13 protein-coding genes are annotated in these 13,583 nt (G+C 63.2%); 2 read left to right on the top strand and 11 right to left on the bottom strand.

From position 1 onward, the window contains the following. Positions 1-255 (top strand): hypothetical protein (locus Q0R16_RS03140; RefSeq protein WP_295631777.1); only part of this gene is annotated, 255 nt, incomplete at its 5' end. On the opposite strand, the gene Q0R16_RS03135 is transcribed toward Q0R16_RS03140, so the two are convergent. Then, positions 234-1,748, bottom strand: a complete 1,515-nt coding sequence (locus tag Q0R16_RS03135) for a CpaF family protein (RefSeq protein ID WP_295631774.1) — start codon at positions 1,746-1,748, stop codon at positions 234-236. The genes Q0R16_RS03140 and Q0R16_RS03135 overlap by 22 nt on opposite strands. A gap of 266 nt (positions 1,749-2,014) precedes the next feature. Here Q0R16_RS03135 and Q0R16_RS03130 point away from each other — a divergent pair, with 266 nt between their 5' ends. Then, on the top strand, positions 2,015-2,908 hold the full coding sequence (locus tag Q0R16_RS03130) for a class I SAM-dependent methyltransferase (protein WP_295631771.1): 894 nt from the start codon (positions 2,015-2,017) through the stop codon (positions 2,906-2,908). Positions 2,909-2,965: 57 nt separating this feature from the next. Here Q0R16_RS03130 and Q0R16_RS03125 read toward each other — a convergent pair whose 3' ends face one another. From Q0R16_RS03125 to rfbF, 10 genes are all read right to left on the bottom strand, one after another. After that, a complete protein-coding gene (locus tag Q0R16_RS03125) occupies positions 2,966-4,027 on the bottom strand; it encodes an FkbM family methyltransferase (protein WP_295631768.1) in 1,062 nt (353 codons plus the stop codon). A 7-nt stretch (positions 4,028-4,034) separates the two neighbouring features. Further along, entirely contained in the window at positions 4,035-4,454 is a 420-nt protein-coding gene (locus tag Q0R16_RS03120) for a GtrA family protein (protein ID WP_295631765.1), read from the bottom strand. A 22-nt stretch (positions 4,455-4,476) separates the two neighbouring features. Next, a complete protein-coding gene (locus tag Q0R16_RS03115; protein WP_295631762.1) occupies positions 4,477-5,424 on the bottom strand; it encodes a glycosyltransferase family 2 protein in 948 nt (315 codons plus the stop codon). Then, complete coding sequence (locus Q0R16_RS03110; protein ID WP_295631759.1) at positions 5,417-6,388, bottom strand: NAD(P)-dependent oxidoreductase; 972 nt, start codon at positions 6,386-6,388, stop codon at positions 5,417-5,419. Before Q0R16_RS03110 ends, Q0R16_RS03115 begins: the two co-directional genes overlap by 8 nt. A gap of 6 nt (positions 6,389-6,394) precedes the next feature. Then, positions 6,395-7,090 carry an HAD-IA family hydrolase gene (locus tag Q0R16_RS03105; RefSeq protein WP_295631756.1) on the bottom strand — a complete coding sequence of 232 codons (696 nt, stop codon included), beginning with the start codon at positions 7,088-7,090 and terminating at the stop codon, positions 6,395-6,397. Next, positions 7,066-8,967: a thiamine pyrophosphate-binding protein gene (locus Q0R16_RS03100; protein WP_295631753.1), complete on the bottom strand. Its 1,902-nt coding sequence runs from the start codon at positions 8,965-8,967 to the stop codon at positions 7,066-7,068. Before Q0R16_RS03100 ends, Q0R16_RS03105 begins: the two co-directional genes overlap by 25 nt. A gap of 1 nt (position 8,968) precedes the next feature. Then, complete coding sequence (locus Q0R16_RS03095) at positions 8,969-10,090, bottom strand: N-acetylneuraminate synthase family protein (RefSeq protein WP_295631750.1); 1,122 nt, start codon at positions 10,088-10,090, stop codon at positions 8,969-8,971. Positions 10,091-10,159: 69 nt separating this feature from the next. After that, positions 10,160-11,527 carry a lipopolysaccharide biosynthesis protein RfbH gene (gene rfbH, locus Q0R16_RS03090; RefSeq protein WP_295631746.1) on the bottom strand — a complete coding sequence of 456 codons (1,368 nt, stop codon included), beginning with the start codon at positions 11,525-11,527 and terminating at the stop codon, positions 10,160-10,162. Next, a complete protein-coding gene (rfbG, locus tag Q0R16_RS03085; protein ID WP_295631743.1) occupies positions 11,524-12,636 on the bottom strand; it encodes a CDP-glucose 4,6-dehydratase in 1,113 nt (370 codons plus the stop codon). The genes rfbH and rfbG overlap by 4 nt, the downstream gene beginning before the upstream one ends. Then, a complete protein-coding gene (gene rfbF, locus Q0R16_RS03080) occupies positions 12,636-13,403 on the bottom strand; it encodes a glucose-1-phosphate cytidylyltransferase (RefSeq protein WP_295631740.1) in 768 nt (255 codons plus the stop codon). The genes rfbG and rfbF overlap by 1 nt, the downstream gene beginning before the upstream one ends. Between the last annotated feature and the right edge of the window lie 180 nt (positions 13,404-13,583).

The following is a 13,583-nucleotide window of genomic DNA, read 5'->3' as shown; positions in this document are numbered from 1 at the left end:
AAGGTCACAATCGAGGAGCGGTTGGCGCGCGCTTTCGGCGCCCTGCTCAAGCCGGTTGTCTGGCAGGGCGAACTGGCCGGATTGCAGCCGAAATGCGACAATTCCGCGCTTTTGGACCACCTAGCGCGGATGGCGCAATGTGGGGAGGACGAACACCACAAACCCGGAAGGTCACACGGTTTCGACCCCAGTCTCGCGTCAACAAGTCTCGCGTCAACAACGCATGGCCAGGACTACAGGCAGGCTTCCAGATAGGCCTGGTCGAACCCGAACTGCCGTGCCTTTTCCAGCGTGTAGGGGCGCAGGCCGCTCGGGCGGAATTCGCCGATGATCTTGCCGTCGTCGCTCTCGTCGAGGTATTCGAACTTGAACAGTTCCTGCGTCACGATCACTTCGCCTTCCATCCCGATCACCTCGGTGATGTTGGTGGTGCGGCGCGACCCATCGCGCAGGCGCTTGACCTGGACGACGAGATCGACCGATTCGGCGATCTGCCGGCTGATGGCTTCCTTGGGGATCTTGATGTCGCCCATCAGGATCATGTTTTCCATACGGCCGAGGCACTCGCGCGGGCTGTTGGCGTGAAGCGTACACATCGATCCATCGTGACCGGTGTTCATGGCGGCGAGCAGATCGAAGCACTCGGCGCCACGAATTTCGCCCAGGATGATCCGGTCAGGACGCATACGCAGCGCGTTCTTGACGAGATCGCCGATGGTGATCGCGCCCTGGCCTTCGAGGTTGGGCGGGCGGGTTTCGAGCGGCAGCCAGTGCGGCTGTTGCAGGCGGAGTTCGGCCGCGTCCTCGATCGTCAGCACGCGTTCGCCCGGATCGATCATCTTCGACAAGGCGTTGAGCATGGTGGTTTTACCCGAGCCGGTACCGCCCGAGATGACGATGTTCATCCGGCAGGCGCCCGCAATTTTCAGCGCGGTGCACATCTTGTCGGACATCGAGCCGAAATCGCGCAGCATGTCGAGCGTGATAGGCTTTTCGGAGAATTTACGAATCGAGATCGCGGTGCCGCGCAGGCTGAGCGGTGGCACGATCACGTTGACGCGGCTGCCGTCCTTGAGGCGGGCATCGGCCAGCGGCGTGGTCTGGTCGACGCGGCGGCCGACCTGGTTGACGATGCGCTGGGCGATCTGAAACAAATGGCTTTCATCGCGGAACCGGATCGGCGCGAGGACCAGCTTGCCCTTCTTTTCGATGTAGGTCTGCTCGGGCCCGTTGATCATGATATCGGTGATGTCGGGGTCGTTGAGCAATTCTTCCAGCGGCCCGAAGCCGAGCAATTCGTCGACCAGCACCTTTTCCAGCGCGAACTGTTCGCGCCGGTTGAGCGTGACCTTCAATTCGGCCAGCACTTCGAGGATAATCGGGCGGAATTCCTCGGACAGTTCTTCCTTCGACAGCGTGGCCGCGGCTTCGGGATCGACGCGTTCGAGCAGGCGCGGCAGCACCTGTTCCTTGATCTTGTGAACCGAGGCTTCGAAGCCTTCGAGCAGCGGGCCGGTATCGGCGACGCCGTTGATGCGATCGGTCAGCCGCGTCATCGCGTCGGCCTTCATCGCGTTCATCGGCAGCGGTTGGTCGATCGGGTCCGAGGATGGCAGCGGGGGAAACTGATCGCCGCCCGGCATCGGCGCACCGCTGTCGCCCGAACGCATCGGGCGCGCCACGCCGAAGCTTGGACGTGGTCCCGACCCCATCCCGCCTGCACCACTTTTTCGTCCGAATGCGCTCATATGCCGCTTGTCCAATCCGCGACCTGTCAACCTTTGCCGGGCCGCTTGTCGGCTTGCCCGGTTATGCCTTGTGGTCGCTCTACGAACTTGGTGAATAAGCGTGAAACCTTGAAGAATTGGTAACCGTCTCGGCAGGTTGACCAATCGGTAAAGAAAGTCTGCGGAGCGGCGCATCGGGCGGTCGATCATCGTCAATTTTTCGTAAAGACGATGGTGCTAACCCCGTAAGCGATCGCCAGATTTCGGCGCAGGAATTGGGGAATGAGATGGCGTCGAACAATGATGTGAACACCGCGCCGATTGCCCGCGAGCGGCTTGCATCGGCATGCGTGTGCTGCGGATCGGACGATCTGGCCGCGTCGCCGGCGATCCTGATGCCGTTCGTGGCGCACCGCGCGTTCGGCTGGGCACCGGTCGAGATCGATGAAAGCTGGGGGTTGAAAACCATCCAGAGCGGCATGGCTTATTCGATCTGCAAGACGCTGCGCTGCCGCAAATGCGATCACCTGTTCTGCGACATCCGCTTTTCCGACGCCGAGATGAATGCGATTTATGCGGGCTATCGCGAGGAAGTCTATGTGGCGCTGCGCGATCATTACGAACCCGGATACGCCAAGCGCAACGAAGGGCTGGTCGAGGTTGTCAGCTACAAGCCGGCGATCGAAGCGTTCCTCGATCCGTACTTGCAAGACCCTCTGACGATCCTCGACTGGGGCGGGGATACCGGATCGAACACGCCTTACGAACAGCGCCGCACCGTGCTCGACATCTTCGACATCAGCGGCAAGGACGTGGTGCCGGGCGCGCGCGTCGTCACGCTGGAGCAGGCGACCTCGGCGAAATACCGGCTGGTGATCTGCGGGCAACTGCTTGAACATACGCCCTATCCGTCGGATGTGCTGGCCGCGGCGCGCAAGGCGATGGACGCGGAGTCGGTACTCTACATCGAAGTGCCGTTCGAAGCGATCATGCAAGCGGACGTGGCGAACCGCGAAACGGTCAAGCGCCACTGGCACGAGCACGTGAACTTCTACACGCCGTCCTCGATGCGCGGACTGCTGGAGTCTGGCGGGTTCGAAGTGCTCGACCAGGGTGTGCTGGAAATCAGCATCGGGGGCGGCAACGCGAGAATTCTTCAGGTGGCGTGCCGACTGGCCTGACGCCGCCGGGTCCCGGTCACCAATGAGCGCGCCGGGCGGGAAAGCTCACCGGCGCGCTCATTGATAGGCGTAAACGACCGTTCCGAATGTGTTGAACTCGTGGACGCGCAAGTGGAAGCGGTAGCCCAGGTTCCACGATTCGATCAGGTCGATGATCTCGTAGAGATGTTCGGGCAGGTGATAGGCAGATACCAAAAGCGCCGGCTTCTGGGCTTCGATGATCTTGCGCATGCCCTTTAGCGTTTCGATCTCGGCGCCCTCGACGTCGAGCTTGACCACGCTGACCGGCTCGCCTTGCAGCACATCATCGACCGCGACGCACTGGATGACCGTATCGCCGGCATCGCTCAACCGGCTGGCCATCGAGCCATCGCTGGAAAAGCGCAATTGGGTGGTCGAGGACCAGGTGCCGAGTGGCAGGCACAGCCGCCGCGCGATGCCGAAATCGCGTGAGGCCAGTACCGCGAAATTGTCGGAATCGGGCTCGAACGCGGCGAAGCTGTCGATCGCGTAGCTGGCCTTCAGGAACTTGTGGATCGCAACGCCGGTGAACGCGCCGCAGTCGACCACGCGCAACGGTTCGGCCAGGCGCGGAAGATCGGTGGGGGTGTATTCGTCGTGCAGGCTGGGCGCCGGACAATCCGCGATGTCGCCGCTTTGGCGATAGGTCAGGATCGCATCGAACAGGCTGCGGCTGGTTTCGTCGACTAGCAGCGCGCGCGTGCGGACGAAATCCGCGCGATGCGCGGCATAATCAAAGTGCTTGTCGAGCCAGTATCCGGGCTGCGTTTTGGCGTTGGGCGCAAGTTCGGCCAAGTTGATCGGTGACAACACCCGCACTGCTCCTGCGGCGCAAAGCTCGGCGTGGATCTGCTTGATATCGACGTAGTGGTTGTGCAGCCCGATCAGCACCTCGCACCCGGCAAGCTGGCCGCCGGTCACGTCCTCCAGCGCCAAAATCGGAATGCCGCGATAGCTTTCGCCGCGCTTGCCGCGATCGAGGATGAAATCGACGGCCATGCCCTCGGCAATCAGGTCGTCGACGATGCCTTTGCCCACGCTGCCCAGTCCATAGACGACGAGGCTGGTCGGGTCGGGACGCTTTGCCAAGGAAGCCATGATCGATTTACTCACTGATTGCCGCCGGTCGGAGCCATGGCACGGCATCGGCTGCGGATTGATCGGGGCTGGCTGCGAAGACGAAGCGGCGCAGCACCACAAAGTTGATGGCCGCAGTGACCAGCGTGGCCAGGAGGCCCGCCAGATATGGCGAAGGCACCACGATCGCTGCCACGGCGAGCGCGGCAAGGCTGACGAGGTAGTTCAGCGCGTAGGACAACACGAACCGCATGCGCGAAGTGGGCGCTGCATGGAAAACGTGCCGGCTGTAAGTGAAATAATTGAACGCCACCGCGATCACCGTGCCGACGATTTGCGCCACGAACATCTGCAACCCGATCGCAACCAGTGTTGCGTAAAGCGCATAGCCGAACAGCGTGTTGAGCACCCCGACCTTCAGGAAGCGCCACAGTTGTGCGATGGGCATGGAAGACAAGGGCACTTTCGCGTCAGTCTTCGGGCTGGAAGTTGACGCGCTCGCGCTCGATCACCAGCGGGGTGCCGCGCGTGCGGTCGGAGATCAGTCGGACTTGTACGCCCAGGATGCCCAGGAACATGAACAGCAGCCCGAACTGCAATTCGAGCAACGCGGCGAACATCCACATGCGAGCGTTCTGCCCGAAGAAGATCGACCACCCGGCACCCAGCACGGTCACCACCACCGCCGCCATCGCGATGAAGCTGAAATAGAGCGGCGCGCGCAGCAGGCCCTTCGATGAATAGGCCAGGCCCGTCAGCGCGAAGTCGAGCAGCGAGAACAGGCCGTTCTTCGACTTGCCCGCAGCGCGCGCTGGCCGCGTGAATTCCACGGTCTCGATCGTATAGCCCGTTTCGACCAACATGCCGCGCACGAATGGCTCGGGTTCGTTGAGATCGGCGATCGCGCGGATGGCCTTCTGGTCGTAGATCCCGAAGCCGGTGGCGTTGGGCACGACCGGGTAATCGCCGAACTTGCGCTGCAAGTCGTACGACAGCGCGCGAATGCCGCGGTAGATCTTCGATCCGCTCTTGGTCTCGCTCACGCCCAGCACGATGTCCGCGCCCTCGCGCCAGCGGCGGATGAACTGCGGGATCATCTCGGGCGGATCCTGGAAATCGGCCGCGATGCCGATGATGCCCTTGCCCCGCGCCTGGTACAGCGCATGCGCCGGCGAACGATACTGGCCGAAGTTGCGCGTGTTGACGATCAGCCGCACGCGCGCATCGGTCCGGCACAGCCCGCGCACGATTTCTGCGGTGCGGTCGGTCGAGCCGTTGTCGATGAAGATGATCTCGAAATCGTCGGTCATGGTTTCGACGTTCGCGATCACCGCGCGCGCGATGGCCTCGGCATTCTCCTCCTCGTTGAGGCAGGGGATAACGACCGAGATTTCGGGATGGTCGGTGACCTTAAGCATAAGCATCCTGCAATTCGCTGCGGGCGGACCCGGTTTTCAGGAACGTGGCGGTTTCGGCGATTTGCTGGGTCAGCGGCACCGATATTATGCGGTGGTGGGCGAGCAGGCGCCGGTATGAGTGGTCGTCGCCGAGGTAGCTGTCGGCGGTGCCGGTGCGGAGCGCGGGGCGTTCGACCGCGCAGTTCATCGATGACGCGATCATCGCGGCCAATGCGCCGAGTTCGGTGTCTTCGCCGCCGCTGTCGAAGCGCACGACGCCATTTTGCTGTTCGAGCAGCAGTGCGAAAACCAGCGACAGCAACTCGCGGATGGCGACATAGCCGCGCCGGACGTCATGCCTTGCGCGAACTACAACGGGCCCACCGGCGAGCGCGTCGAGCAGGAACGAGGACAGCGCGTAGCTGTCTACCTTGTTGATGTGCGGGCCGGAGATGTTGAAGATGCGGCCGATGACGGTGCGCGCGGCATTCGCGTCAGCCCAGGCGGCGAAAGCGTCTTCGTCCTCGCGCTTGAGCGTGCCGTAGAGCTGCATGGCATGTGAGGCGGACGCGTCGTCGGCATGGCGTGCAGCGCCCGAAGAGGCGACGAACGCCGCTTCCACGCCGATCCGATCGAGCGAATCAAGCACCGTCTGGCGGATCGCGCGGTTGGCAGCGCGGTATTCGGGTTCGGGCATCGCCTCGGCGCGCTCCTTGCCGAGGAACGCGAAATGCAGCAGCAGCGTGGGCTGGCGGGGCAGGGTGCCAAGCTCGCTCAGCGGGCGCTGCTCGATCACGCGCGTGGCCGACAGCCGGACTTCGCCGCGCCCCGATCCGAAGCACACGACCCGGTTCGCAAACGCTTCGCCCAGCGCATCGTGCAGCAGGTCGAGCGTGGCGCGGCCGAGCCAGCCGCTCGCGCCGGTCACGACGATCCGCTGCTGGCTTTGTCGCAGTGCGGTCGCGATGTGGGCAGTGAGCGGCATGGCCAGCTATGCTGCCAGGAGCGTTGCGCGTTCCGTCTTGATCCACTGGACCAGATCGGAAAAGCGGCTGAATTCGGCCTGCTCGCCGGCGTTGAATTGCTCGGTGGCATAGCCGTAAGTCACGAAGGCGAAGCGCACGCCGGTGGCCTTGGCCAGCGCCTGGTCGATCTCGCTGTCACCCACGTACAGGCAATCGTGCACCGTGGTGCCGAGCCCGGCCATAACCAGCTCCATCAGGTCGGGCGCGGGCTTGGTCATGCGATCGGGCGAACTGCCGACGATGACGGGGAAATGGTCGGTCAGGCCAAGGTCCGCGATCACCTTTTCGCACAGGCCTTGCGGCTTGTTCGAGCAGATCGCGAGGCGAAAGCCTTGGGCGGACAAGTCGCGCACGCCCTCGGCTACGCCTTCGTACAGCGATTCGAGCGGCGTTGGGAACAGCCGGTAGCGCGCGCGGAAATCGTCGACTTCGGCGCGCAGATCGCCGCATTCGTGCGCCAGCACGCCGCTGACGAGGGCAGGGCCGCCCAGGCTGGCGAACGGGGCAATCTCGGCCTCGGTCACCCGCCGCGTGCTGCCGCGATCGGCGAGCATGGCGTTGAGAACTTCGACAAAAACCGGTGCGCTGTCGACCAGCGTGCCATCGAGATCGAAGACGATGTTGGCGACGGGTGCATTCACGCCGGCACCTTCATCGCCCATTCGAGCTCCTCGCGCGGCAGGAACGGAGCGAGATCGTGCATCGGTGCGGTCACCATGCTGCCATCCTCCAGGCGCCGTGACGACACCTTCGGAGCGAAAGCCTGCTCCTTGTCGATGAAGATTTCGCAAACGGCGGCACCCGGCGCGGCGAGCGTGTCGGCAATCGCGCGAACCATGTCGGAGTGCTCGGACGTGCGCGTGTAGGCAAAGCCGAACGCCTGAACCACTTTGCCGAAATCGGGAAACGTCACGCCCGAATCCGGCCCGCAACCGACCGAATGACCGTCGAAATAGGCCTGCTGGGTCTGGCGGATCGAGTGGTAGCCCGAATTGTTGTAGAGGAAGATCTTGGCCGGGATGTTCTGGCCGATAATCGTCTGCAATTCCTGCAAGTTCTGCATGATCGAACCATCGCCGGCGAGGCAGATGATCCGGTCCGAGCCGGCCGGCATGGCGTGCCAGGCGCCGATCGTGGCGGGCAGGTCATAGCCCATCGAGGCCGCGCCCGAATTTGAATAGAGCCGCTGACCGTGCTTGAGCTTGGCCGCTTGCACGGTGACGACTGCCGCGGTGGCATCGGCCATCACGATCACTTCGTCAGCAACGAGCTGCTCGAACAGCTTCTCGGTGAAACAGTAAGGGTTCACCACGCCCGTGGTCTGCCAGTATTCGGGCAGCACGGCGGGGTAGCGCTGGCGGCGTTCCATTGCCCAAGCGACGTAAGTGCGATGCGTTTGCGGCGTCTCGTAGCCGTCGAGCGCTTCGATCAGCGCGGGTATGAACGTGCGCAAATCCGCGTGGACAGGCATGTCGATCGACAGCGTCGGCTTGTGTAGTTCTGCCGCATCGACATCGACCATGATCTTCTTCGCATCGGGCGCGAAGCCCGCGTAGTTGTAACTGATCTGGCGGATGTTGAGCCGGCAGCCGAGCACCAGCAGCAAGTCGCTGCCCTGCACCGCGAAGTTGCCCGATCGATCGCCCACCGTGCCGGGACGACCCACATAGAGCGGGTGGTCATCGGGGACGAGATCCTGCGCGTTCCACGCCGGGGCGACCGCGATGCCGAGCCGGTCGGCCAGTTCGAGGAATTGTTCGTAAACCCCGGCGATGCGGATGCCGGTGCCGGGGAGCAGCACGGGGCGCTTGGCCGCTTTCACGGCATCGATAACTTCGCGCGCAACCCGCTTGAGGTCATCGCCCTTGAGCCAGCCATATTCGCGCGCGACGGCGTGCGCGGCGCCATGGCCTTCGGCCATCGCATCGAAGCCGCGCATTTGCGTCGGGTCGACCAGCGATGATTGCACGTCGATCGGAATGTCGATCCACACCGGGCCGGGACGGCCGCTTGCCGCCAGCCACAGCGCCTTTTCAACGACATAGCGGATATCGAGCGGATTGGTGACGGTCACCGCGTACTTGGTGATGGTTTTTGCCATGTCGACAATGTCGGCTTCCTGGTCGCCCAGTTGCCGCACGACGACCGCCGCGTTGTGGCGCATCGTTTCGCGCTTCACCTGGCCCGAAATGACCAGTATGGGGATGGAATCGGTGTAGGCGCCGTGCACCCCGTTGAGCGCGTTGATCCCGCCCGGCCCGGTCGTGACGTTGAGCGCGGCCATGCGGCCCGACAGGCGCGCATAGCTTTCAGCTGCCATCGAGGCGGCCTGTTCGTGATGGAAGCAGACGTATTTCAAGCCTTCGGTGCGGCCCAAAGCATCGTTGAGATGCATCGCGCCGCCGCCGGTGAGCATGAACACGTGTTGCACGCCGTGTTCGACGATGGCTTGCGCGACGTAGTCCGCGACGCGCACTTTTGCAGGCTTGTCGCTTTCATCAGGCGACGCAAACTCGGCCGCCTTCGTCATCATGTTCATGTCAGGAAGCTTTCGCGGCCGGGGCAAGTGCGGGCGGGGCCAGGTCGATCCCCCGATCGCGGATCAGGCGCAGCAGCGACGGGCTCTTGAGTCCCGGCCCATCGACGGTTTCGACATCGAGCGGGGCATGGGCCTTGATCGCTTCGGTCAGGTATTCCCCTCCGCCGAATTCGCGGGTGGAAAGCTGGCCTTTGAGCAGCGGCACCGCAAAATAAACGTCGTCGTGGCTCAGCACTTCGCCCTTCGCCAGGTCGCGCTTGGCATAGACGCCGCGCACCAGCGCATCGAGATAGCGGCGCTCGCCCTCGGGCACGACACGCCGCGCGGCCGAACCGTGGCCGCACATTTCCTGCGCTTTTTTCATCGCGCGGAACCAGGTGTCGGCCTGCTGCGGCTTGGTGCAGTAGGAGCTGACCGGCACGCCTTCGTAATCGATGTCGATGTGGCGTTCGAACGTGCGCGCGCCCTTGCCGTAAGCGATCAGTGTCGAATCCCACCAGTCGCGGTATTCGTGCGTCGAATAGCCGATGGTGATCTGGGGATAGCGGGCCTTGAGGAAATCGATCTGGTCGAGTTCGAGGTCGCCGTCTTCGGACGGATAGAGCGACACGCAGTGGTTGAGCGCGAAGGGCACGTTCCGCGACGTGAAGAATTCGACGAGCTGGTCGATATGCTCGATCTCGGCGCCGCCCGATGATGCGATCACCGGCAACCCGGTTTCAGCCATCTTGCGCAGCAGCGTCTTGTCGCGGATGTCCGAGCTGGCGATCTTGAGGATCTCGACGCCGAATTCGACGCACTTGTCGACCGAGACTTCGTCGAACGGCGTGACCATCGTGACCATGCCGCAATCGCGCACGGTTTCGATCATCAGCCGCAGGTTGTCCCAGGGCATCTGCGTGTCGATGGTTTTCTTGATGTAGCGAATGTCTGCCCGTTCGCGGAAATCGGGGTGGACGAAGTTGTCGACATCGCGAAACTGCAGCTTGATTGCCGCTTTCACGTTGTTGAACTTCACCACGCGCGCGAAGTCGCGGATGATCTTGAGACCGCGGTCCAGATTACCCCAGTGATTGTTGGCCAGTTCAAGCACGAACAAGTCGTTGAAAATCGCTTCGGTCACCACATATCCCCTGTTCGAGCCGTCCAATTTGCCCTTGGCCCCATCGTTACAAATGTTCGATGCCATGGCTCAGTTATTAACGAGGTTCGTTAAGAAACCCTTTAAGACGTCCGCGACATATCCAAGATGGTCGTCGCCCAGGCCCGGATAGAGACCGAGCCAGAAAGTCCGCTCGGTCACGGTGTCCGAGTTCTCGAGCGAGCCCACCACGCGGTAGTCGCGGCCCTTCATGTAGGGCTGGCGCGTGAGGTTGCCGGCAAACAGCAGCCGCGTGCCGATCTTGTGCGCTTCGAGGAACGGCACGAGTTGCTCGCGGCCGAACGGCGCGCCCTTGCGGATCGTGATCGGGAAGCCGAACCATGAAGGCTCGCTGTTGGGCGTCGCCTTCGGCAGGATGAACACGTCCTCGTATGGCGTGAGCAGCTCGGTCAGCTTGGCGAAGTTGCGCCGGCGTGCATCGATGAAGCCGTCGAGTCGATCGAGCTGCGCCACGCCCACCGCCGCCTGCATGTCGGTGATCTTGAGGTTATATCCCGCGTGGCCGTACGTGTATTTGTGATCGTACCCCATCGGCAGATCACCCAGCTTGCGGTTGAAACGCTTGCCGCAGGTGTTGTCGGTGCCCGGAGCGCACCAGCAGTCACGCCCCCAGTCACGCATCGATTCGATCACGCGCTTGAGCCGCGGCTTGTCGGTGAATACCGCGCCGCCTTCGCCCATCGTGATGTGGTGCGCGGGGTAGAAGCTGAGCGTGCCGATATCGCCGAACGTGCCGACGTTCTGACCGTCATACGTGGCGCCGAGCGCGTCGCAGCAGTCTTCGACCACCCACAAGTTGTACTTCTTGGCCACCCGCATCACTTCGGCGAGGTCGAACGGATTGCCGAGCGCGTGCGCCAGCATGATCGCGCGAGTCTTGGGCGTGACGGCCGCCTCGATCATCTCGGACTTGATATTGTAAGTCGGGATGTCGACGTCGACGAACACCGGGATCAGCCCGTATTGCAGGATCGGGTTGACCGTGGTGGGGAAGCCGGCCGCCACGGTGATGACTTCGTCACCGGGCTTCAAAGCTTCGTCGCGTAAGTAGTGCGAGGTCAGCGACGACAGCGCGAGCAGGTTGGCCGACGATCCCGAATTGGTGGTCAGCACGTGGCGGATGCCGATGCGCGCGGCCAGCCGTTCCTCGAACGAGGCGTTGAAGCGCCCGGTGGTCAGCCAGAAATCGAGCGCGGAATCGACCAGCGATTGCATGTCGGAGGCACCATAGACCTTGCCCGAAACCGGCACCGGGCTGGCGCCAGGCACGAAGGCGGGGGTGGCGTGATGGCGGCGGGCATATTCGCCGACCAGGTCGAGGATCAATCCGCGAAGCTGGCCTTCGTCGGTGTCGCCAGCCATCGCCTGCAATGTCGAAAGGTTGGGAAGATCGCTCACGCCGCTTGCTCCTTCTTGCCGGCCACGGGGCGGGCTGTGTCCTGTTCCATGGGCCTTGCGGCGTAGTCGTCGATCTGCGCGAAGGTCATCACGCGAGCGTCGGCGCCGCTGGCCACGAGCCGGTACCAATCGACGATCATGGTTAACGATTGGTTGAGATCGAGCCGCGGTTTCCATCCGAGCAGGCCACGCGCCTTGCTCGAATCGAGCCGCAGCAGCACCGCCTCGTGGGGTTGCGGCGTGTTGGGCCGATCCCAGCCCGGATCGCCACCCCAGCGTTCGAGCATCCGCTCGACGATCCAGCCCACCGGCCGCGCATCGTCTTCGGATGGGCCGAAGTTCCACGCGGTGGCCGCGTTGTCGTCGCCGGCCAGCAGGCGCTCGCCCACGGTGAGGTAACCCGACAGCGCTTCGAGCACGTGCTGCCACGGGCGAACCGAGGCGGGGTTGCGGATCGAGGGCCGCTCGCCCGCGATCAAGGCGCGCAGGATGTCCGGGATCAGCCGGTCGCCGGCCCAGTCACCCCCGCCGATGACATTGCCCGCGCGCACCGAGGCGATCTTCGGGCCATCTGGATACGATCGCCGGTAGGAGGCAATGACCAGTTCGGCCGCGCCTTTGCTGCTTGAATAGGGGTCGTGCCCGCCCATCGGGTCTTCTTCGCGGTAGGGCCAGATCCACTCGCGGTTTTCATAGCATTTGTCGGTGGTGACGCAGACCACGGCTTTGACGCTGTCGACCTTGCGGCACGCTTCGAGCACGTGGACCGTGCCCATCACGTTGGTGGCATACGTCTCGACCGGGTTGTCGTAGGAATAGCGGACCAGCGGCTGCGCGGCGAGGTGGAACACGATCTCGGGCCGTGCCGCCGCGATGGTATCCATGACCACGCGCTCGTCACGCACATCGCCGATTTGGTGATCGATGATCTCGGCCAGTCGCGCCTGCTCGAACAGGCTGGGCTCGGTCGGCGCGGGTAGCGACAGGCCGGTGACGTGCGCGCCCATGCGGTGCAACCACAGGCACAGCCAGCCGCCCTTGAAGCCGGTGTGGCCGGTGACGAAAACGCGACGGCCCTGCCAGAAAACGGGCTTCACCACTCCCGACATTACCAGGATTTCCAGGGCGCGCCCTGTTGCCACAGCGATTCAAGGTAGATCTTGTCGCGCAGCGTATCCATCGGCTGCCAGAACCCGGTGTGTCGATAAGCCGCAAGGTCGCCGCTGCTGGCCAGCCGTTCGAGCGGGCTGCGTTCCCAGATCGTGTCCGGGCCGTCGATCAGGTCGATAACCGACGGGTCGGCAACGAAGAAGCCGCCGTTGATGAGGCCGCCATCGCCAGCGGGCTTCTCGCGGAAATTGCGCACCAGATCGCCGTCAAATTCAATCGCGCCGAACCGGCCCGGGTGCGTCACCGCGGTGATCGTGGCGCGCTTGCCCTGGGTGCGATGGAAGGCGATGAGGCTGGTAACGTCGATATCGGCCACGCCGTCGCCGTAAGTGAAGCAGAACGGCTCGCCGGGCTTGAGATGGTTGGCAACCGCCTTGAGTCGTCCGCCGGTCTGCGTCTCGGCGCCGGTGTCGACCAGCGTGATCCGCCAAGGCTCGCTCCAGTTCTGGTGGACCTCGACGCTGTTCTTTTGCAGGTCGATCGTGACGTCGGTGGTGTGGAGGAAGTAGTTCGCGAAGTACTCCTTGATCATGTAGCCCTTGTAACCAAGGCAGATCACGAAGTCGTTTACCCCCGCGCTCGAATAGATCTTCATGATGTGCCAGATGATCGGCATTCCGCCGATTTCTACCATCGGCTTGGGGCGCGTGGATGTTTCCTCGCCCAGCCGCGTACCCAACCCACCGGCAAGAATAACTGCTTGCATCGACTTCACCCCTGGCGACATCGCTCGGGTCCGGTCATCTCCCCTGCGGGCATGATGAACCGTGCCGAACCGTCCGAGGGCCGTTATCTCAGCGATTTCCTAACGGAGCGTTAAGGTTAACAGCATTCTAAGCCGCATGTGGCACGCTTACGGGCACGCCGTGGCCGGGTATCGTTTCCC

Source organism: Novosphingobium sp., assembly GCF_025351285.1.
In the GTDB taxonomy this organism is placed as follows: Bacteria; Pseudomonadota; Alphaproteobacteria; order Sphingomonadales; family Sphingomonadaceae; genus Novosphingobium.
Note: the sequence above shows the minus strand (reverse complement) of the source record. Positions and strands in the feature narration are given on the sequence as shown.

Excerpts from the sequence above, each read along its gene's own strand:
- Q0R16_RS03105 (WP_295631756.1), bottom strand. The coding sequence starts at position 7,090 with ATGGGCGATGAAGGTGCCGGCGTGAATGCACCCGTCGCCAACATCGTC.
- rfbF (WP_295631740.1), bottom strand. The coding sequence starts at position 13,403 with ATGCAAGCAGTTATTCTTGCCGGTGGGTTGGGTACGCGGCTGGGCGAG.
- Q0R16_RS03110 (WP_295631759.1), bottom strand. The coding sequence starts at position 6,388 with ATGCCGCTCACTGCCCACATCGCGACCGCACTGCGACAAAGCCAGCAG.
- Q0R16_RS03100 (WP_295631753.1), bottom strand. The coding sequence starts at position 8,967 with ATGAACATGATGACGAAGGCGGCCGAGTTTGCGTCGCCTGATGAAAGC.
- Q0R16_RS03130 (WP_295631771.1), top strand. The coding sequence starts at position 2,015 with ATGGCGTCGAACAATGATGTGAACACCGCGCCGATTGCCCGCGAGCGG.
- Q0R16_RS03135 (WP_295631774.1), bottom strand. The coding sequence starts at position 1,748 with ATGAGCGCATTCGGACGAAAAAGTGGTGCAGGCGGGATGGGGTCGGGA.
- Q0R16_RS03125 (WP_295631768.1), bottom strand. The coding sequence starts at position 4,027 with ATGGCTTCCTTGGCAAAGCGTCCCGACCCGACCAGCCTCGTCGTCTAT.
- Q0R16_RS03115 (WP_295631762.1), bottom strand. The coding sequence starts at position 5,424 with ATGCTTAAGGTCACCGACCATCCCGAAATCTCGGTCGTTATCCCCTGC.
- rfbG (WP_295631743.1), bottom strand. The coding sequence starts at position 12,636 with ATGTCGGGAGTGGTGAAGCCCGTTTTCTGGCAGGGCCGTCGCGTTTTC.
- Q0R16_RS03120 (WP_295631765.1), bottom strand. The coding sequence starts at position 4,454 with ATGCCCATCGCACAACTGTGGCGCTTCCTGAAGGTCGGGGTGCTCAAC.